At 59.4% G+C, this 17,419-nt stretch carries 18 protein-coding genes; 3 read left to right on the forward strand and 15 right to left on the reverse strand.

The features are described 5' to 3' along the window. Nucleotides 1-6: 6 nt before the first annotated feature. The 7 genes from KQ940_RS13425 to KQ940_RS13455 form a co-directional block, all read right to left on the reverse strand. Nucleotides 7-543 carry a hypothetical protein gene (locus KQ940_RS13425; protein ID WP_217414188.1) on the reverse strand — a complete coding sequence of 179 codons (537 nt, stop codon included), beginning with the start codon at nucleotides 541-543 and terminating at the stop codon, nucleotides 7-9. Between the two features lie 25 nt (nucleotides 544-568). Continuing rightward, nucleotides 569-913, reverse strand: coding sequence for a YciI family protein (locus KQ940_RS13430; RefSeq protein ID WP_343222660.1), 345 nt, complete (start codon nucleotides 911-913; stop codon nucleotides 569-571). 127 nt (nucleotides 914-1,040) lie between these two features. Continuing rightward, a complete protein-coding gene (locus tag KQ940_RS13435) occupies nucleotides 1,041-1,583 on the reverse strand; it encodes an NADPH-dependent FMN reductase (RefSeq protein ID WP_217414190.1) in 543 nt (180 codons plus the stop codon). A gap of 61 nt (nucleotides 1,584-1,644) precedes the next feature. Beyond that, the gene (locus KQ940_RS13440) at nucleotides 1,645-2,193 is read right to left on the reverse strand and encodes a MerR family transcriptional regulator (protein WP_217414191.1); all 549 of its coding nucleotides are present in this window, start codon (nucleotides 2,191-2,193) and stop codon (nucleotides 1,645-1,647) included. An 18-nt stretch (nucleotides 2,194-2,211) separates the two neighbouring features. Continuing rightward, nucleotides 2,212-2,610 carry a hypothetical protein gene (locus KQ940_RS13445; RefSeq protein ID WP_217414192.1) on the reverse strand — a complete coding sequence of 133 codons (399 nt, stop codon included), beginning with the start codon at nucleotides 2,608-2,610 and terminating at the stop codon, nucleotides 2,212-2,214. A 77-nt stretch (nucleotides 2,611-2,687) separates the two neighbouring features. Beyond that, complete coding sequence (locus tag KQ940_RS13450) at nucleotides 2,688-3,248, reverse strand: hypothetical protein (RefSeq protein WP_217414193.1); 561 nt, start codon at nucleotides 3,246-3,248, stop codon at nucleotides 2,688-2,690. A 63-nt stretch (nucleotides 3,249-3,311) separates the two neighbouring features. Further along, on the reverse strand, nucleotides 3,312-4,142 hold the full coding sequence (locus KQ940_RS13455; RefSeq protein ID WP_217414194.1) for a class I SAM-dependent methyltransferase: 831 nt from the start codon (nucleotides 4,140-4,142) through the stop codon (nucleotides 3,312-3,314). Between the two features lie 118 nt (nucleotides 4,143-4,260). On the opposite strand from KQ940_RS13455, the gene KQ940_RS13460 reads away from it, so the two are divergent. After that, complete coding sequence (locus KQ940_RS13460; RefSeq protein ID WP_217414195.1) at nucleotides 4,261-4,710, forward strand: group II truncated hemoglobin; 450 nt, start codon at nucleotides 4,261-4,263, stop codon at nucleotides 4,708-4,710. 35 nt (nucleotides 4,711-4,745) lie between these two features. Here the strand turns inward: KQ940_RS13460 and KQ940_RS13465 are convergent, their stop codons facing one another. From KQ940_RS13465 to KQ940_RS13495, 7 genes are all read right to left on the reverse strand, one after another. Beyond that, on the reverse strand, nucleotides 4,746-5,969 hold the full coding sequence (locus tag KQ940_RS13465) for an iron-containing alcohol dehydrogenase (RefSeq protein ID WP_217414196.1): 1,224 nt from the start codon (nucleotides 5,967-5,969) through the stop codon (nucleotides 4,746-4,748). 130 nt (nucleotides 5,970-6,099) lie between these two features. Then, a complete protein-coding gene (locus tag KQ940_RS13470) occupies nucleotides 6,100-7,860 on the reverse strand; it encodes an ABC transporter substrate-binding protein (RefSeq protein ID WP_217414197.1) in 1,761 nt (586 codons plus the stop codon). Between the two features lie 297 nt (nucleotides 7,861-8,157). Beyond that, nucleotides 8,158-8,430: a DUF2160 domain-containing protein gene (locus tag KQ940_RS13475; protein ID WP_217414304.1), complete on the reverse strand. Its 273-nt coding sequence runs from the start codon at nucleotides 8,428-8,430 to the stop codon at nucleotides 8,158-8,160. A 24-nt stretch (nucleotides 8,431-8,454) separates the two neighbouring features. Then, nucleotides 8,455-9,261, reverse strand: coding sequence for a carbohydrate ABC transporter permease (locus KQ940_RS13480; RefSeq protein WP_425515639.1), 807 nt, complete (start codon nucleotides 9,259-9,261; stop codon nucleotides 8,455-8,457). Nucleotides 9,262-9,271: 10 nt separating this feature from the next. Beyond that, the gene (locus KQ940_RS13485; RefSeq protein WP_217414198.1) at nucleotides 9,272-10,138 is read right to left on the reverse strand and encodes a carbohydrate ABC transporter permease; all 867 of its coding nucleotides are present in this window, start codon (nucleotides 10,136-10,138) and stop codon (nucleotides 9,272-9,274) included. Beyond that, nucleotides 10,138-11,235 (reverse strand): ABC transporter ATP-binding protein, encoded by a 1,098-nt coding sequence (locus tag KQ940_RS13490; protein ID WP_217414199.1) that lies wholly within the window; start codon nucleotides 11,233-11,235, stop codon nucleotides 10,138-10,140. The genes KQ940_RS13485 and KQ940_RS13490 overlap by 1 nt, the downstream gene beginning before the upstream one ends. A gap of 6 nt (nucleotides 11,236-11,241) precedes the next feature. Continuing rightward, nucleotides 11,242-12,330, reverse strand: coding sequence for an ABC transporter ATP-binding protein (locus tag KQ940_RS13495; RefSeq protein ID WP_217414200.1), 1,089 nt, complete (start codon nucleotides 12,328-12,330; stop codon nucleotides 11,242-11,244). A gap of 335 nt (nucleotides 12,331-12,665) precedes the next feature. Between KQ940_RS13495 and KQ940_RS13500 the strand changes: the two genes are divergently transcribed. After that, nucleotides 12,666-14,570, forward strand: coding sequence for a sigma-54-dependent Fis family transcriptional regulator (locus KQ940_RS13500; protein ID WP_217414201.1), 1,905 nt, complete (start codon nucleotides 12,666-12,668; stop codon nucleotides 14,568-14,570). Between the two features lie 198 nt (nucleotides 14,571-14,768). On the opposite strand, the gene glpK is transcribed toward KQ940_RS13500, so the two are convergent. Continuing rightward, a complete protein-coding gene (gene glpK / locus KQ940_RS13505) occupies nucleotides 14,769-16,250 on the reverse strand; it encodes a glycerol kinase GlpK (protein ID WP_217414202.1) in 1,482 nt (493 codons plus the stop codon). Nucleotides 16,251-16,515: 265 nt separating this feature from the next. On the opposite strand from glpK, the gene KQ940_RS13510 reads away from it, so the two are divergent. Beyond that, on the forward strand, nucleotides 16,516-17,274 hold the full coding sequence (locus tag KQ940_RS13510; protein WP_217414203.1) for a DeoR/GlpR family transcriptional regulator: 759 nt from the start codon (nucleotides 16,516-16,518) through the stop codon (nucleotides 17,272-17,274). The last annotated feature ends 145 nt before the right edge of the window (nucleotides 17,275-17,419 follow it).

Genomic DNA, 17,419 nt, shown 5'->3' on the forward strand with positions numbered 1-17,419 from the left:
TGCCGATCAGGCGTCAGGTAGTAGACGCTCGAACACAGCCCCCAGCCCGTCCAGCTCGGGGGCTGCAGCCTTCGCCATCTCGGCAGAGCACCAGGGATAAGGCAGAGCGGAGGCCCAGCTGGTCAGGCTGTCGCTAAACTCCGGCGACAGAGTCTGCATCACATCGATGGTAATGCGCAGCTGTTCCACCAGGCCCGACTCGGCGGAGAAGCACCAGTCATACCGACCACAGCCGACACGCACCGCGCGACTCTCCTTCTCTGTCATCACCACCAGCCAGTCGCACGCGAACTCTGCGGCATCTGCCGCAGGTGGTTCGGCCAGGCAGAAGGTGTACACATTTTCATAGGTCTGGCCGAAGCGGCGCACCAGCACCTCGCTGATCGCCCCGCGCCCCTCGGACAGAGGTGGAAACGAGATACTGCCGGTGTTGACCTGCATCTCCAGCTTCGCATCGGCGCTAAACGCACGCTGCATCAAATGGGGACGGTTGCCGTCTTTGGCGTGCAGATAGGCCGTAATGGCATCGGCGGGTGTTGGCATGCTGCTCTCGCTGAGTAGATGATCGTTACTGACAGAGGAACTCCAGCTCCTTTGAGGTTTTACTCGGCACAAACTCGATAACGTCGTATTCGGCCAGGTTGTGAACACTGAACGGATCTTCCGCCAATATCTGCTCCAGCTGTTGCCGACTGTCCGCCCGCGCCAAGATCACACCCCCGGTGCGAGGTACCTTTCGGCCCGAGGCCAGAAAAACGCCGGCGGCATACTGTCGATCCAGATATTCGACGTGGTCGTTCAAATATGTATCGATTTCGCTTAATTCACACTTGTAGGTCAACGACACTATAAACACACAGTTTTCCTTTACCATCTGAATACCAATGGAAGCACAGGTCTGAAATCCCGGCATTGTCCGCTTGAAAGGATATCGAATTCCGTCTCGGGCGCACCGGGTTCTAAACATTAAAAGATATGATCGATTTCCATAAACGATTTTGACCAGTCGACCATTACACCTAAACGAGGTGTCTACTGCGTTAATCCGTCAGTACGTTACGCGATAGAACCTCAATCTCGTTCCTGAAGTTATCGAGCCCCGTTGTTAAGCTTTTGCACAGCGCCGTATCAGCCAATATGCCATCCCGGTCCAGCCCGCTACTCAATAGCGGCAAAGACACATAGGCAGAGTCAACGAGAATCCCGGACATGGTGGTCAGCACCTCTTTCAGCGCCTCCTGCGCATGGGAAGCGCGGGGCGAGGTGTTGATCAGCATAATCGGCTTGTAGGGGAACTCCTCGCCGCTGACCAGCCAGTCCAGCGCGTTTTTCATCGGTCCGCTGATACCATGCGCATATTCCGGGCTGGCGATGATCAGGCCTGACGCCTCTGCCAGCGCGGACTTCAAAGATTCCAGCACCGCTATTGGCGCCTCTTCGAGATCCGGATTGAACAGCGGCAACTGGCTGATATCACCGATTACAACCTCGATATCATCCGGGGCGAGCGCGCTCAGCGCTTCCAGTGCAGCGGTATTGTAAGAGACCTTACGCAGGCTTCCCGATAGGGCCAATAGTTTCAAACTCCCTCCTGAAATCTCCGATCCATGAAGAGTCCAAGCCTAGAGCTTAAACGGGGTGCAATCAACGGCGGGGGACCGCAGGCAGCGTCTGTTGTCCGGAACGCTGGCGTATCTCTCTGATCTCGGCCTCATCCAACCCCAGCGACTGCAAAAACGCCTGGTGTGCTTCGGGGGCATCACGCTCGAACGCCTGATGCCAGCGCAGTCGGCCGGCAGCATCGACCCCGGCCTCCTCCAGCATCGCGACCCACTGCTGCACGTCCACTTGCCGCTCGCCGCTATCGCCGCTTTTGCGTTGCAGCAGCTCGGCGACTAGGGCCTGCTGGCTGCGTAGCTGGGCGATCTCCCGGTTCAATACGGTCAGCCGCTTTTCCAGTGCTGTTTCCAACAGCCCGGGATCCTCGCCTTCGAGGATCGCCCGTACCGATTTGAGCGGGATGCCGGCCTCGCGAAAGGCCGCGATGCGCGACATCCGCATCACTTCGCGCTCGCCATAGAGACGATAGCCGGCGGTTGAATGCTGGCCGGGTGTGAGCAGACCTATACGGTCGTAATAGAGCAGTGTCGCCCTGGATAGACCGAAACGCCTGGCGAACGCAGTTATCGTCATCGGTTGCATCGCATCCCCCTACTCTATCGCGTCTCGATCCGGTTCCACCCAACTCACTTTGGCCCGCACCGAATTGAGGCAGGCATCACTATAGTGCCTCGCCAACACTGTGTGTGCATCGCACAGCAGATCCGGATTGGTTTCAAGGAAAGTATCGAAGCTCTGCCGACTCACGCCCGAGAGACGACGTGCCATAATCCGCACCAGCGCCTCGGTCAGTGTATGGTTGTACTTTTCCTGCGCACCGAACCTCGCCGCCAGCTCGCGGATACCGCTGCATACCCGCTGCCGGGCCTCATCCTCGTCGAAATGAACCAGATGCAGCCAGGCGATGTAGAGATGACCGCGATGATCAAAGTGTTCCGGCCCCAGCGCCCTTGCTGCAAACAGCTCCAGATAGCTCTTATCGTCGAGCATCTTCGTCCCCCGATTCGTTAAAAGGGGCGAGTATGAGGTGTGAAGCGGTAGACGGGTCAACGCTATTCTGTCAGCCGTTACTCTTTCCAACTGAACACACCATCGAAAGACCGGCAGTCGATCAACGCATATTCGGCGTCCGGTATAAACACCTGCTGCGCCTTGGAAACCGGATAACTCAGATACTGCGAACATTCCGCGCTCTGACCGGTCCCGACCACCACCCTGGTGCCGGGTTGCAGGGTACAGGTTTCCAGCTTGTCCAGCGGCGACCACTGGTAACAGATCTCGTAATCGGATCGGTAGGTCGCCACCTTGCCGGCCGGCATATCAAACGCCCACCAGTTGCCAAGGCGGCTGTTGGGATTGGTGCTGTTCCAGGCCCGATACAGGGTGATCTCGGCGCGCTCTTTGCTTTGATAGACCTGTCCCTGGCACAACCCACCCTGGTTGGGCGCGCCGAGCGCCTTATCGAGCAGTGCCTGATCCTCAGTGGCGACGAACTTGTCTGTTAGATTTTCCGGTAGCGCGGTATCGCCGACACAGGTTGACGTGACTGGCGCGGATTGCTCGGCGACCGGCTGATAGGCGCAGCCGCCGACCGACAAGATTGCGAATAGCAGCAGTGTTCTGTTCATCGATCCCTCTCCTTTCTTTCTATCCCTAAGCGCAAAACGATATTAATGCCCTGCAGCAGGCGGCTAGCGTCGTTTGCGACAGATCAGCTGAATCGGACAGGTTCTGCCCTCTTCGATATTACGCCCGGCATTACGCATCTGTTCCACGGCGCTTTCGCCCATCAACAGGTGCACGCCGAAACTTGGCAACGTGCCGGCCTCGGCTTTGGCGACAGCGGTTCGGTAACCCGACAGGTAGCGCGCTCCGGTCTCCTCTATCTGGATCGCCTCGAAGCCGCTCTCCTCGAGCAGTGCCTTCGTCTCGTCGATAGGGATCAGGTAGGAGCCACTGCCATCCATAGACCATGGCACGGGATAAAAGGGTGCACCCGCGGCACCCAAGCCATGCTCGGTGAGTGCAAAAAAGCCACCGGGTTTAAGCACTCGACAGGCCTCGGTAAAAAACGCGGCGCGGTCGGCCACGTTCATCGTCACGTGTTGGCTATAGGCCCCATCGAACTGTTCGTCCGCATAGGGCAGACGCTGGCCATCGCCGAGTTCGACCCGCACCTGTGTTTCAAGTCCAACCAGCGCGGTGAGCCTGTTGGCAGTTTCAACAAACGACTCGGTTATGTCGATACCACTGACACTGCACCCAAATCGCTGGGCAAGATAGCGTGCCGGACCACCGACGCCGCAGCCGATATCGAGCAACCACTGCCCCGTACCGATGGGCAGCCTGTCGGCCAGCTCGACCGTAGCCGGATATCCGCGAGCATGAAAATGATCCATCGGCGCCAGATCTTCCACAGTCAGCTTGTCGAGCGGTTTTGCCAGCGCACTTAGCTGCGCCAGGATCTGCTGATACAGATCCGCCTGGCCCCAGTGTTCAGTGCTCGATTCGCTTCTGCTCATCCTCTCTCCCTGCGTGCAGATAAAAAGCATCTTATGACCTGCCGCTATTGATGCGCCAGGGTGTTCGCGCCAGTATCAGCTATTAATGCCGCAAATGAACCTTTGTGTGGACAAGATAATGAGCGACAAGACAGACACGCACAACCCGCTCCCCTATGGCACCGGTGATGCCACCTACCGAGCCGCCGGCGGTATCGAGGGCATTACAGCCCTGGTAGACCGCTTCTACGAGCTGATGGACAGCCTGCCGGAAGCCAGAACGCTGCGTGAAATGCACCCCAGGGATCTCACCGAATCAAGGCAGAAGCTGGCCTATTTCCTGTCCGGCTGGATGGGAGGCCCGAGGCTGTTCAGCCAGCACTATGGCTCGATCATCATCCCCGAGGCACATAAGCATTTCCCGGTGGATATGGAGAGCAAAAACGCATGGCTGCGCTGTATGGAACAGGCGCTGATCGAGCTGGATTACCCGGAGGATTTCCGCCTCTACCTGATGAAGCAGTTGGCCATTCCGGCCGAGGTGATCCGCGCACGGGCTCAGATGGAGGCACAATCGAGGCAGCAGTAGAGCGACTCGATCTGGGCTTTAAAGCTGTCTGAGTATCAGAGCCGCTGCGCCAATATCGACCTGAACTCGTGACGGGTGAGGACCACCGGATTGGTTTTCATGCTGTTGCCGCCCGACGCGGCCGCGATCTGCGCCAGATCACTGACCGTCACGCCGAACGAGGCAAGTCTTGGCAACCGGCAACGCCCGACCCAACTCTCCAGCAACTCGACCAGGGTATCGGCATCGCTTGATTCATCACCGCTCAGCTCCTCACCTTTAAACTCCCCACCTTTAAGCAAGCGCGCGGCCCGTGCATATTTATGCAGTGCCGGGCTATCCGGCGCACGCTGGCGCAGCGCCTCAATATTTTCCCTGGTCACCGCCGCAACCAGGGTACCGCAGGCCACGCCATGGGGGACCGAGAACCAGGCGCCCAGTAGCGAAGCGATACCGTGTACCGCTCCCAGTCCAGCCTGCGCCAGACAGATACCGGACAGCATCGCGGCGTAGGCGATACAGCCGTAGTCCCGAACCGGTTGTTCGGGATCGGCGCTGAACCCGGCGGCAAAGGCTTTGATGCCGCTCTCGGCCAGAGCATCGGTGAAGGCACTGGCGCCGGTGGAAACATAGGCTTCCAGCAGTTGCGTCAGTGCGTCCATGGCGTTGCCGAGCATCACCGGAGGCGGACAGCTGTGCAGCAACTGTGGATCGACAATAGCCAGACGCGCCAGTAGACGTTCGTCGCGAAACGATTTTTTAAACCCGCCCGCACCTGCCTGCGTCAGCACTGCATTTTTGGTCATCTCACTGCCGGTACCGGCCGTGGTCGATACGGCGATAAACGGCAGTGAAGGCCCCTCGTAAGGCAGTTGTGGCCCGACACCTTCGAGATGATCCAGCACCGAGCGACCGCTCGGCAGCAATCCAGCGATAGCCTTGCCGGCATCCAGCACGCTTCCGCCCCCAATCGCCACCACCATGTCGATCGAGCTGTGCGTAAAACGGCTGACGACAGCGTCGACCTGATCGGGACTGGGCTCTCCGCCAATGCCGACCTGCTCCCACTCCAGCCCCCGCTCTTCCAGCGCCCGCACTAGCCGCGGCCAGTGCGCTCCGGCGAGGAACGATTGCCCACCGGTGATCAGCAACAGGCGGCGACCGAAGGGAACAAGCTCGGCGGGCAGCCGCTCGATGCTCCCCTCGCCAAACAGGATGCGCGGCAGGGCCGCTACGGAAAACGGTGGTATCGCGGCCGGACTCTCGTTACTCAGCAACATGATTCCTCCTATAAAACTGTAATACCCCACTCCTGCGCCCGCGGCATACCGTACATCCTGTACATAAAAAGACCGGGCAACGTTACCGCTGTCCGGCCAATAGGGCTTTCAGGGTTAGATAGCGGTGCTATCAGTTGCTATCGGCGACCTTGTTGACCGCCTGCCAGCTCTTGAGCAGCTCTTCGTAGGCGATGGTTTCACCCTGCGGCTTCTCGTTGGCCAGCTTGGCCTTCGGCGAACCCGGCTGGCTGAGCCAGTATTCCGGATCGCGCGGTTCGTTCAGTTTCGGACCGCACTCGCCCTGCACACCGGCACGTTCAAGACGCTGCATCACCTTGTCCTGTGCTTCGGCCAGACCGTCCAGCGCTTCCTGCGGGGTCTTCTCGCCGCTGGCGGCTTCGGCGATATACTGCCACCAGAGCTGCGCCAGTTTCGGGTAGTCCGGTACGTTGGTACCGGTCGGCGACCACTGCACACGGGCCGGGCTGCGGTAGAACTCGACCAGACCGCCCAGCTTCGGCGCTTCCTGGGTCATCACGTCGGAGTTGATGTCGGACTCGCGGATCGGCGTCAGACCGACCAGCGTCTTCTTCAGCGATACGGTCTTGGCCACGGTGAACTGGGCATAGAGCCAGGCCGCCAGACGCTGCTTGTCCGGGGTGGAGTTGAGGAAGGTCCAGGAACCGGCGTCCTGGTAACCCAGCTTCATCCCCTCCTCCCAGTAGGGTCCTTTCGGCGACGGTGCCATGCGCCACTTCGGCGTGCCATCCTCGTTCACCACCGGCAGCCCCGGCTGGGTCATGCTGGAGGTGAAGGCGGTGTACCAGAAGATCTGCTGGGCGATGTTGCCCTGGGCCGGAACCGGGCCCGCCTCGGAGAAGGTCATGCCCTGAGCTTCGGGCGGCGCGTACTGACGCAACCAGTCGACATACTTGGTGGTGGCGTAGACCGCAGCCGGTCCGTTGGTGGCACCGCCGCGTGACACGCTGGAGCCCACCGGGCGACAGCCGTCGACGCGGATCCCCCACTCATCCACCGGCAGACCGTTCGGACGCCCCTTGTCGCCCTCACCCGCCATGGAGAACCAGGCATCGGTGAAGCGCCAGCCCAGAGACGGATCCTTCTTGCCGTAATCCATATGGCCGTAGACGCGCTGGCCATCGATGTTCTTCACCTTGTTGCTGAAGAAGTCGGCGATATCTTCGTAGGCGGACCAGTTCTTCGGAACCCCCAGCTCATAGCCATAGATCTCCTTGAACTGTTTCTTCAGGTCATCGCGGGCGAACCAGTCGGCGCGGAACCAATAGAGGTTGGCGAACTGCTGGTCCGGCAACTGGTAGATCTTGCCGTCCGGGCCGGTGGTGAAAGAGAGACCGATAAAGTCCTGCAGATCCAGCGTCGGCAGGGTGTAGTCCTTGCCGTCACCTTCGATCATGTCGGAGATCGGCACCACCTTGCCGTAGCGGAAATGGGTACCGATCAGATCGGAGTCGTTGATGTAGGCGTCGTAGATGTTGCGGTCGGACTGCATCTGGGTCTGCAGCTTCTCGACCACGTCGCCCTCCTGAATCAGGTCGTGGTTGACCTTGATGCCGGTGATCTCCTCGAACGCCTTGGTCAGTACCTTGGCTTCATATTCGTGGGTGGCGATGGTTTCGGAGGCGACGTTGATGGTCATACCGCGGAACGGCTCGGCCGCCTTGGTGAACCACTGCAGCTCCTTCAGCTGCTCCTCCTTGCTCAGGGTGGACTTGTCGAACTCCTCGGCAATCCACTTGTTGGCCGCGTCGAGATACTGATCCGCGTACGCCTGAACACTGATCCCCAGAGTGGCGGCGCCGATCGCAGCGCTAAGCAGTATAACCTTTGGCATCTTTTTATTTTTGTTCATCTTCTACCTCGTTTTTATTATGGCCACCATCCATGGCGGCCCCCCTTCGGGCTGTCGCTGCGCGACGTTAAAAATTGCTCCCGGCAATTTTTTGTGCTTTTCCGTTTTTGGTAGACCGACGCTCCGTCGGGATACCGGTCCTGTTGCTGTAGCTTTCGCTTTCACCTGGCCGAAGCCGTGAACCTTTTCGATTTATTTCCTTTTTGCGCATATGACGAATAAAACTAGTTCCAATTCGAAAAATATTCAAATATGAATTTTCGAAAAAAGACAAAAATCACGTATAACGAAAATTTATCATCCCCAACGCAGTATCACAGCCAGCCAGATCACCGAAAGGGCCAGCGGGATCCACAGGTTGAGGTCGGTAAGCCCGAGGAAGACCAGATGCACATAGGCACTGCTCAGCAGGCCGATGAACAGGCGATCGCCCCGGGTGGTAGCGATGGGCAGAAAGCCCCTGCGCTCGACGCAGGGCGAGCGCACCTCGTACACCGTCATGCAGATCAGAATGCAGGCGATCACGGAGAAGAACACGGCGACCGGGAGGGTCCAGGCCATCCAACTGATCATGGTGAGACTCCTTCTTATCGATTAGACACGGCCCAGGGCAAAGCCCTTGGCAACATGGTTACGGACAAACCAGATCACCAGCAGTCCCGGAATGATGGTCAGCGCTCCCGCCGCCGACAGCACGCCCCAGTCGATACCGGCGGCGCCCACGGTTCGGGTCATGATCGCCGCGATCGGTTTCGCCTCCACCGAGGTCAGGGTGCGCGCCAGCAGCAGTTCGACCCAGGAGAACATGAAGGTGAAGAAGGCGGTCACGCCGATTCCCGAGCGGATCATCGGCAGGAAGATCCGCACGAAGAAGCGCGGGAAACTGTAGCCGTCGATATAGGCGGTCTCGTCGATCTCCCGTGGCACGCCGGACATGAACCCCTCCAGGATCCACACCGCCAGCGGCACGTTGAACAGGCAGTGCGCCAGCGCCACGGCGATGTGGGTGTCGAACAGGCCCACCGAGGAGTAGAGCTGGAAGAACGGCAGCAGGAACACCGCAGGCGGCGCCATACGGTTGGTCAGCAACCAGAAGAACAGGTGCTTGTCGCCGACGAAGCGGTAGCGGCTGAAGGCGTAGGCCGCAGGCAGTGCCACCAGCAGTGTGATCACCACGTTCATGGAGACGTACAGCATCGAGTTGATATAGCCGGAATACCAGCTCGGATCGCTGAAGATCACCTCGTAGTTGGCCAGCGTGAAGTGCTGCGGCCAGAGTGTCAGCGAACTCAGGATCTCCTCGTTGGTCTTGAACGACATGTTCAGCAGCCAGTAGATCGGCACCAGCACGAAGAGTATGTAGAGCGAGATTCCCAGTGTTTTGCGCTTACTCATTTTCATGACTCACTCCTCACTTCGCCTTGTCCATATGGGTGATGGTGGTGAAGAACAGCCAGGACACCAGCAGCACGATCAGGAAGTAGACCAGCGAGAACGCGGCCGCCGGGCCCAGGTCGAACTGCCCTACCGCCATCTTGGTCAGGGTCTGGCTCAGGAAGGTGGTGGAGTTGCCGGGGCCGCCACCGGTCAACACGAACGGTTCGGTATAGATCATGAAACTGTCCATGAAGCGCAGCAGCACGCCGATCACCAGCACGCTCTTCAACCGCGGCAGCTGAATATAACGGAACACCGCCCATTTCGAGGCGCGGTCGATCTCCGCCGCCTGGTAGAAGGCCTCAGGAATGGCGCGCAGGCCGGAGTAGCAGAGTAGTGCCACCAGCGAGGTCCAGTGCCAGACATCGATCAGCAGCACCGTGGCCCAGGCGTCGGCGGGGTTGGAGGCATAGTTGTAGTCGATCCCCAGGCCGTTGAGGGCGGCGCCGAACAGGCCGATATCGCCACGGCCGAAGATCTGCCAGATAGTGCCGACCACGTTCCAGGGAATCAGCAGCGGAATCGCCAACAGAATCAGGCACAGCGACGCCATCCTCCCTTTCGTCGGCATCATCAGCGCCACACCGATGCCGAGCGGAATCTCGATCGCCAGCACCGCGAACGAGTAGATAAACTGCCGCAGCAGCGAATCGTGCAGGCGCGGATCGCGCAGCACCTCGCGGAACCACTCGGCGCCGACGAAGTAGGCGTTGTTCTGGTCGAAGATATCCTGTACCGAGTAGTTCACCACCGTCATCAATGGAATCACGGCGGAGAAGGCCACCAGCACAAAAACCGGCAGTACCAGGAACCAGGCTTTGTTGTTTTCGGTCTTGTTCATCAGCTTCGCTCCTCGATCAGGAATTCATCCACATAGAGCTTCACCCACTGTTGCGGGAAGCTGATATAGACCTTGCCTTCAGGCAGTTCGCGGTCTTCGTCCAGGCGCGCCTTGATCGACTGATTGCCGAGCCTGAGCGTGAGGATCTTGTGGGTGCCCAGGTCCTCGTGCGATATCAGCTCGGTGGCATAGGCATCATCCACCGGCTTGTCCCAGACATGCACGAACTCGGGACGGATACCGATCTTGAGGTTGTAGCTGGGGATATCGGCCAGGTAGGCGTTGAGTTCGTCGGAGAGCGGTATCTGAATATCGTCGAAACTGACTCCTCCCTCGCTGCGGCGCACTTCGATCAGGTTCATGCCGGGGCTACCGATGAAGAAGCCGACGAAGGTGTGGTTGGGGCTTTCGAACAGTTCGCGCGGGGTGCCGAACTGGACGATCTGGCCGCCGTACATCACCGCGATCTTGTCGGCAAAGGTCGATGCCTCGAGCTGATCGTGGGTCACGTAGATCATGGTGATATTGAACTGCTCATGGATCTGCTTCAGCTTGCGGCGCAGTTTCCATTTCAGGTGCGGATCGATCACCGTCAGCGGCTCGTCGAACAGGATCGCCGATACGTCGTCGCGCACCAGACCGCGCCCCATCGATACCTTCTGCTTCTCGTCGGCGGACAGGTTGCGCGCCTTGTTGTGCAGCACCTCATGCAGTTCGAGGATCTCCGCCACCTCGTTGACCTTGGCCCGAACCCGTGCCTCCGGCACCTTGGCATTGCGCAGCGGGAACGCCAGGTTGTCGTACACGGTCATCGAGTCGTAGACCACCGGAAACTGGAACACCTGGGCGATGTTGCGCTCCTTCGGCGGCATCTCGTTGACGCGAACCTTGTCGAACAGCACCTCGCCTTCCGAGGGCTGCAGCAGCCCGGAGATGATGTTCAACAGCGTGCTCTTGCCGCAGCCGGAGGGTCCGAGCAGCGCATAGGCACCACCCTGATGCCAGACATGATCCATCTCGCGGATCGCATAATCGGCACTGGTGGCCGGATTGGGAAAATAGCTGTGCGCCAGCGACTTCAGATGTATTTCAGCCATGTTCAATCACCCCCTGACCCGCTTGACCGGCGCCTGAATCAGCTTGCCGTCCATACCGAACACAAACAGCTTGTGCGTCGGCAGGTAGACCTTGATCGCCGTGTCGGTGTGGTATTCGTGAACGCCCGACAGTTGCAGCACCAGCCCGAAGTGCTCATTGCGCACATGCATGAAGGTCTCCGAGCCGCTGATCTCGGCAAGTTCGACCAGTGTCGAAAGCTCCAGATCGTCATCGTTGTGCGGCACCAACCCGACATGGCTGGGACGCACACCGAACCAGTACTCGCCGGGTGCCAGCGTCCGCAAGTCCTGATTCAGAGGAAAGTGGGCATACTCGTCGAAGGTCACCTCGGTGTCTGACACGCGACCGCGGATCAGGTTGATCGGCGGCTCGCTGAACAGTTCGGCCGCGGTGATATCGACCGGCGTGCTGTACACAGTGTTCACCGGACCGGATTGAACAATCCGCCCCTCGTGCAGCAGGGTAGTGGTACCGCCGAGCGCCAGCGCCTCATGCGGTTCGGTGGTGGCATAGACCGCGATCGAACGGCGCTCCTTGAACAGCTCGCGCATCTCGAAGCGCAGCTCTTCGCGCAGCTTGTAGTCCAGGTTGACCAGCGGCTCGTCGAACAGGATCAGGCCGGCATCCTTGACCAGCGCCCGCGCCATCGCCGTGCGCTGCTGCTGACCGCCCGACAGCGCCAACGGGTGGCGATCCAGATAGGGTTCGATATGCAGCATTGCCGCGGTTTCCCTGACCCGCTTCTCGATCTGACTCTCCGGCATCTTCGCCAGGCGCAACGGCGAGGCGATGTTCTCCCTGACCGTCATGCTGGGATAGTTGATGAACTGTTGATAGACCATGGAGATGTTGCGCTGCTGGACCGGAACCCCGGTCACATCGCCACCGTCCATCAGAATCCGACCGCTGGTGGGCTTGTCCAGACCGGCCATCAGACGCATCAATGAAGTCTTGCCGGCCAGGGTACGTCCGAGCAGGACGTTGAAGGAGCCCGGCTCGAAGGTGATGTTTGCGTCGGCAATGAATGGCACACCATCCACTACACGCGTGACGTTTTCCAACGTTAGCGACATATTGCCGTTCCTTATTATTATTCTCCGGGTTGTTCACGCTGATTGCGTTCAACCCGAGGCTTCGGATAACGGCTGTTTCTACTGCGAACCTCATGCCAACATTTCTGACACAGAATCAGAAAATACCTATCCTCTTGCTTTATAAGGCGCTTATTCGCACATATTTACTTGCAATAATGTTCGTTTATTTTCCATTTCGATCAATCAGTGTTCAGAACACTGTTGACTTCATGTTCGCTTGAACACACTATTGAACACCTTGAACAGTTGAACACTCAGTCAGAAAAGTCTGGTCAACGGACTCGAACCAGGCCCCAATAACAAGAAAAGCCAACATGACCGATCGGCCACAGCAAGAGCAAAACCATACCGAGGTGGTCGAGAACTCCTGGGATCGCTGCCGCTCGTTCGGCCTCGACCACAACAGCACGCCGACGCTGATTCAACTCGGCAGCGGCGAGCGGCGCGACCTGAAGGAGGAGCACCGCTACCTGGTGCGCACCACCGACACCGAGGTCCTGCCCTTCTACGAGAATATCCTCTCCAACAGCAAGTGCATGATCCTGCTCGCGGACAGCCGCGGCCAGGTGCTGAACGGCTGGGGCGACCAGCGCTTCGTGGCGCCGCAGCAGAAATCCTTCTTCCAGGAGGGCAGCAGTTGGGACGAGCGCTGCAACGGTACCAATGCGATCGGCACCGCGATCGCCTCGGGTCAGCCGGTGCAGATCCAGCGTGACGAACACTTTCTGAAGGCCAACCGCTTCATGATCGGCTCCGCGGCACCGATCTTCGACACCAACCGCGACCTGCTCGGCGTACTCGACATCTCCAGCGACGCCTACCTGCCACAGGCCCATACCCTGGGCATGGTCAAACTGATGTCGCAGTCGATCGAAAACCGGCTGATCATGAATACGTTCAGCAGTGAACACTTCATGCTCACCTTCAACACCAACCTGGACAACATCGACAGCCAATGGTCCGGCCTGATCGTGTTTACCGAAGAGGGCACCATCATCTCGGCCAACCGGCGGGCCGAACTGCTGCTCGGCTACGATCTGGCGCTGGCCAATATCGCGCAGATTTTCGACTGCCCGCTCAGGGAGCTGAAGAACCACCCGGAACTGCTGCCGCTTAAGCTGCAGACACGGCACCGCCACAACATGCACGCGGTGATCAAGCGGCCTGCCGAGAAACCGATTCAGGCGGTGGATTTCCGCAAGCGGCGTTCAGCTGCATCGGAGTCGCCCGACGAGATCACCCTGGACCGTATCGGCTATGGCGACAAGCGGGTGGAGCGCTGCGTGCGTCAGGCTGAGCGGTTGATAGAGAAGGATATCCCGATCCTGATCCACGGCGAGACCGGCGTCGGCAAGGAGGTGTTCGTCAAGGCGCTGCACCAGCGCAGCAGCCGCCGTCCGCACGCGCTGGTCGCGGTCAACTGCGCCGCCATCCCCAGCGAACTGGTGGAGTCGGAGCTGTTCGGCTATGAGAAAGGCGCCTTCACCGGCGCCAGCAGCAAGGGCGCCATCGGCCTGATCCGCAAAGCTCACAAGGGTACGCTGTTTCTCGACGAGATCGGCGAGATGCCGCTGAAGGCACAGGCGCGGCTGCTGCGCGTGCTGCAGGAGCGCAAGGTAACGCCGCTGGGCTCCACCGAATCCTATCCGGTGGATATCAAGCTGGTCTCCGCCACCAACCGCTGCCTGCGTGCTCAGGTGCAGGAGGGAGGCTTTCGCCAGGACCTGTACTATCGCGTCAGCGGCCTTAACATCGATCTGCCGCCGCTGCGCGAGCGCAGCGACCGCCGCACCCTGTTCCGGCAGGTACACCGCATGCACCGCGAGCCGCACCAGCAGGCCGAACTATCCGACGAGATCCTGAACCTGTTCGAACAACACCCCTGGCCCGGCAATATCCGCCAGTTGATCAGCGTGCTGCAGATCGCCCTGGCGATGGCCGACGACGAGCCGATCGAGAGTTGGCACCTGCCCGACGATTTCTTTCACGATATTCGGGAACAGATGAACCGAGAGGAGACAACAGTTGAACCGGAAGCCAAGCCGGTGTCCGGCGGCGATTCAGACAGCTCCGACAACAATAACGACCACGACAACCTGCCGGCCGAAACACTTGCGGTATACAACCGCTTCGACGGCAACATCTCCCGCACCGCCAAGCAGTTGGGGATCAGTCGCAACACACTGTATAAACGGCTCAGGGAGTTGGGTATCCGTTAACAGCCTTTTAGGGCCAGCTTGGAAGTTCACACCGAACTCTCCAAGGTAGGAAGGGGTGTTGCTTTCCGGGACCGTCTGCCGCCAGGGAGGGCGGCAGCGAGTTTACATGGATGTATTCACAACGTGTCCCGGAAAGCAACACCCCTTCCTGCCGGGCACCGCATTCCAGAAGATTCAAAACAGACTCTTAAGCGCAGACTACCGACTCTGCACCTTCGATACCGCCTGCATCCAACCCTCGTACAGCCGATCGCGCTGCTCCTTGGACATCTTCGGCTCAAACCGTCGCTCGCACTGCCAGAGCTTCTCCAGCGCCTCCAGCGACTCGAACACCCCCGCCTTCAGCCCCGCCAAGTAAGCGGCGCCCAGTGCCGTGGTTTCGATTATCCGCGGCCGGTCGACGGTGGCACCGAGGATATCGGACAGGTTCTGCAATACCCAGTTGTTGGCCACCATACCTCCATCGACACGCAGCGCCACCGGGCGCACGCCGTCACTCTCCATCGCCTTCTGCAGATCCTTGGTCTGGTAACAGACCGACTGCAGACCGGCGGTGACAATCTCCTTGATGCCGGTATCGCGGGTCAGGCCGAAGATGGCACCGCGGGCATCGGGATCCCAATAGGGCGCACCAAGGCCGGTAAATGCCGGCACCAGATAGACGCCATGATCGATCGAGGTCTGCTGAGCCAGCTGTTCGGTCTCCCCGGCGCCCTGGATCAGCTGCAGACCGTCGCGCAGCCATTGGATGGTCGCGCCGGCGATAAAGATACTGCCCTCGAGTGCATAGGTCGGCCGTCCATCCAGCCGATAGGCAACGGTGGTCAACAGACGGTGTTCTGACTTCAGCGCCCGCGGGCCGGTATTGAGCACCAGGAAGCAGCCGGTGCCGTAGGTACTCTTCGCCATCCCTTCCCGGAAGCAGGTCTGGCCGAACAATGCCGCCTGCTGATCGCCGGCGACGCCATAGACCGGAATCGCCTGCCCCAGCAGGTCGGCATCGATCATGCCGAAATCATCCGACGAGTCCATCACCTCCGGCAGCATGTTGGCCGGTATATCGAACAGCTCCAGCAGCTCCGGGTCCCACTGTTGGGTATGGATATTGAACAGCAGGGTGCGCGATGCATTGGTGGCGTCGGTGCGGTGCGCTCTGCCCTTGGTCAGATGCCAGAGCAGAAAGCTGTCCACCGTGCCGAAGGCCAACTCGCCCCTCTCGGCCCGCTCTCGTGCCCCCGGCACCTCGTTGAGGATCCAGCGCACCTTGGTGGCGGAGAAGTAGGGATCGATCAACAGTCCGGTCTTGGTGTTGATCATCGACTCCAGACCTTGCGCTTTCAGGCTTTCACAATACTTCGACGTACGCCGATCCTGCCAGACGATGGCGTTGCAGATCGGCTTGCCGGTGCACCGATCCCACACCAGCGTCGTCTCGCGCTGATTGGTGATACCGGCCGCCCGGATCTGCCCCGGTTCGACCCCGGACTTGTCGATAACGTCGCGGCAGGTGTCGATGACCGTCTGCAGGATATCGTCGGGATCGTGCTCGACCCAGCCATCCTGCGGAAAGTGTTGGGGAAACTCCCGCTGGCTGGTGTGGAAGATCTGCCCGGAGGTGGTGAAGAGAATGGCACGGGAGCTGGTGGTGCCCTGATCGATCGCCAGTAGATACTCAGTCATGATCCGACCTGCCTATTCCAATATGTTCTTTTTTTTTCGCATTCTTACCGGATTACACATGAAAACCAAGCGAAAATTTCCCTTCACTACGTCGAAGCTCTCGCCCAGGAGCAGGCAAAGCCCCTATTTCTTATGCCAACTTACTGATTCCGTGCGATAATTAGCCAACTTCCGGAAAGGCCGGTTACTACCGGCTTTGCAGCGCACACACGAAACTATCCTCTATGCAGTTTCGTTTATGTAAACAAGGAGTCACCCGTCCATCATGGCACAAAGGCACAGGCAGGATCAGATATTCGAAAAGGTCCAACAGGCCGGTTTCGTCACCATCGACGAGTTGGTCGAGTGTTTCCAGGTTACCCCGCAGACCATCCGCCGCGACCTCAACCAACTGGCCAAAGAGAACCGGATACAGCGCCACCACGGCGGCGCCAGTGCCGAATCCAGCACCCAGAACCTGGCCTACCAGACACGCAAGATCATGACCCTGGAGGCCAAGGAGAAGATCGCCACCGAACTGGTGAAGATGATTCCGAACGGCGCCTCGCTGTTCATCAACATCGGTACCACCACGGAGACGATCGCCCGCGCGCTGCTCAACCACCGCGACCTGCGCGTGGTCACCAACAATCTCCATGTCGCGTCGATATTGAGCCCCAAGGAGGACTTTACGGTCATTATCGCCAGCGGCGAAGTGCGCAGCCGCGACGGCGGTATCGTCGGCGAGGCGACCCGGGATTTCATCAACCAGTTCCAGATGGACTTCGGCATCATCGGCATCAGCGGCATACACAGCGACGGCACCCTGCTCGATTACGACTACCGCGAGGTTCGCGTGGCTCAGGCGATCATCGCCAATTCGCGCCAGGTGCTGCTGGCGGCGGACCATACCAAGTTTGGCCGCAACGCCATGGTACGCCTCGGCAATATCACCCAGGCCGACCACCTGTTCACCGACCAGCGCCCGCCCAACGGGATCTGCAAGCTGCTGACCGAACACCAGGTCGAACTGCATATCGTCTGACCCCTACCCTCAGCTTCGCCCCCGGGCTGGGTATACGCCAGCCCGGATCCGCCTCTGCGGGCGCCTGAAAGCGACCGCCCCACACTCTTCCACCAACCGTCTGCTTAAACGACCGTACATCTGTGTGTAAACATAATTTCATCAA

Source organism: Marinobacterium ramblicola (assembly GCF_019084545.1).
Classification (GTDB): Bacteria; Pseudomonadota; Gammaproteobacteria; order Pseudomonadales; family Balneatricaceae; genus Marinobacterium_D; species Marinobacterium_D ramblicola.

Coding starts and splice junctions, on each gene's coding strand:
- KQ940_RS13425 (WP_217414188.1), bottom strand. CDS start 543: ATGCCAACACCCGCCGATGCCATTACGGCCTATCTGCACGCCAAAGAC.
- KQ940_RS13430 (WP_343222660.1), bottom strand. CDS start 913: ATGCCGGGATTTCAGACCTGTGCTTCCATTGGTATTCAGATGGTAAAG.
- KQ940_RS13440 (WP_217414191.1), bottom strand. CDS start 2,193: ATGACGATAACTGCGTTCGCCAGGCGTTTCGGTCTATCCAGGGCGACA.
- KQ940_RS13445 (WP_217414192.1), bottom strand. CDS start 2,610: ATGCTCGACGATAAGAGCTATCTGGAGCTGTTTGCAGCAAGGGCGCTG.
- KQ940_RS13450 (WP_217414193.1), bottom strand. CDS start 3,248: ATGAACAGAACACTGCTGCTATTCGCAATCTTGTCGGTCGGCGGCTGC.
- KQ940_RS13455 (WP_217414194.1), bottom strand. CDS start 4,142: ATGAGCAGAAGCGAATCGAGCACTGAACACTGGGGCCAGGCGGATCTG.
- KQ940_RS13460 (WP_217414195.1), top strand. CDS start 4,261: ATGAGCGACAAGACAGACACGCACAACCCGCTCCCCTATGGCACCGGT.
- KQ940_RS13465 (WP_217414196.1), bottom strand. CDS start 5,969: ATGTTGCTGAGTAACGAGAGTCCGGCCGCGATACCACCGTTTTCCGTA.
- KQ940_RS13470 (WP_217414197.1), bottom strand. CDS start 7,860: ATGAACAAAAATAAAAAGATGCCAAAGGTTATACTGCTTAGCGCTGCG.
- KQ940_RS13480 (WP_425515639.1), bottom strand. CDS start 9,261: ATGAAAATGAGTAAGCGCAAAACACTGGGAATCTCGCTCTACATACTC.
- KQ940_RS13485 (WP_217414198.1), bottom strand. CDS start 10,138: ATGAACAAGACCGAAAACAACAAAGCCTGGTTCCTGGTACTGCCGGTT.
- KQ940_RS13490 (WP_217414199.1), bottom strand. CDS start 11,235: ATGGCTGAAATACATCTGAAGTCGCTGGCGCACAGCTATTTTCCCAAT.
- KQ940_RS13495 (WP_217414200.1), bottom strand. CDS start 12,330: ATGTCGCTAACGTTGGAAAACGTCACGCGTGTAGTGGATGGTGTGCCA.
- KQ940_RS13500 (WP_217414201.1), top strand. CDS start 12,666: ATGACCGATCGGCCACAGCAAGAGCAAAACCATACCGAGGTGGTCGAG.
- glpK (WP_217414202.1), bottom strand. CDS start 16,250: ATGACTGAGTATCTACTGGCGATCGATCAGGGCACCACCAGCTCCCGT.
- KQ940_RS13510 (WP_217414203.1), top strand. CDS start 16,516: ATGGCACAAAGGCACAGGCAGGATCAGATATTCGAAAAGGTCCAACAG.